This is a genomic window from Acetobacter farinalis (genome assembly GCF_011516935.1).
In the GTDB taxonomy this organism is placed as follows: domain Bacteria; phylum Pseudomonadota; class Alphaproteobacteria; order Acetobacterales; family Acetobacteraceae; genus Acetobacter; species Acetobacter farinalis.
This window is the reverse complement of record NZ_WOTF01000062.1, coordinates 1-1,227: the sequence shown is the minus strand read 5'-3', so window position 1 is coordinate 1,227 and position 1,227 is coordinate 1. Positions and strand designations below refer to the sequence as shown.

The window sequence follows — 1,227 nt, the reverse complement described above, 5'->3', positions numbered from 1 at the left end:
TGGACTTGTAACGGTTTTGTGCCGGTCATCTGAGCGTTTTAAGCTTGTATCAGGAGACCGACGAAACCATGAAACATACGGAAGATTTCAAGCGCGAGGCCGTGAGGATTGCGTTGAGCAGTGGACTGTCACGCACGCGGGTTGCGACCGATCTGGGCATTGGCAAATCTACGCTGGCGAAATGGATAGTGGATTACCGTCCGGACGAGCCGGGATCGGGACAGCAGGCTGATCTGGCCCGCGAGAATGAACGTCTTCGCCTGGAGAACCGAATTCTGCGGGAGGAGAGGGAAATTCTAAAAAAAGCTACCCAGTTCTTCGCGAGCCAAAAGCTATGAGGTTCGCTTTCATCCATGGACATCGGCATGAATGGTCAATCGAGAGGCTGTGCCAAGTCCTGCGGGTCTCGGCGCGGGGTTACCGGGCCTGGACGTCCCGACCGGTCTGTCAGCGCCAGCGCACCGATCTGAAAATGCTGGCGCATATTCGTGAACATTATGCCCTGAGCAACGGCTCCTACGGACGGCCGCGCATGACCATGGAACTGAGGGAAGCGGGGCTTGATGTTGGGGAGCGTCGTGTTGGTCGTCTCATGAAGGACAACGGGATCCGGCCCGTACGCACCCGTCGCCACAAGGTCACGACCGACAGCCAGCACCAGTCTGGCATTGTGGCCAACCTTCTGGACGGCGACTTCCTTGCTGAAGGCCCCAACCAGAAATGGGCAGGCGATATCAGCTATATCTGGACTGCCGAGGGCTGGCTCTACCTGGCTGTCGTCATCGATCTGTTCAGTCGTCGTGTAATCGGGTGGGCTGCAAGCGGCCGGATGAAAAAGGATCTGGCCATCCGTGCCTTGGATATGGCGGTGCGGCTGCGTAACCCGGTGCCCGGCTGCATTTTCCACTCCGATCGTGGCAGCCAATACTGTTCTCATGATTTCCGGAAAAAGCTGCAGGCCCATGGAATGCTGGCTTCAATGTCCGGAAAAGGAAACTGTTTTGACAACGCCGCTGTCGAAACGTTTTTCAAAAGCCTGAAGGCAGAATGGCTCTGGAGGCAAAACTGGCCAACCCGTCGTCAGGCGACTGCTGCCATCTTCCAGTATATCAATGGTTTCTACAATCCACGTCGACGCCATTCATATCTGGGTGGCATCAGCCCTCTCGCTTTCGAAGCAAGAGTGGCATAATCACTTCTGACCGGCACAAAACCGTTACAAGTCCA

Annotated in this window: 1 protein-coding gene; it reads left to right on the top strand. The window is 56.0% G+C overall.

Features of this window, described 5'->3' with window-relative positions:
- Positions 1–68: 68 nt before the first annotated feature.
- Positions 69–1,192, top strand: a protein-coding gene (locus GOB82_RS13190) for an IS3 family transposase (protein WP_166123792.1) whose coding sequence is annotated in 2 segments (ribosomal slippage) — positions 69–297 and positions 297–1,192 — 1,125 coding nt in all. Because the reading frame shifts where the segments join, the coding sequence is not laid out codon by codon here.
- Positions 1,193–1,227: the final 35 nt, after the last annotated feature.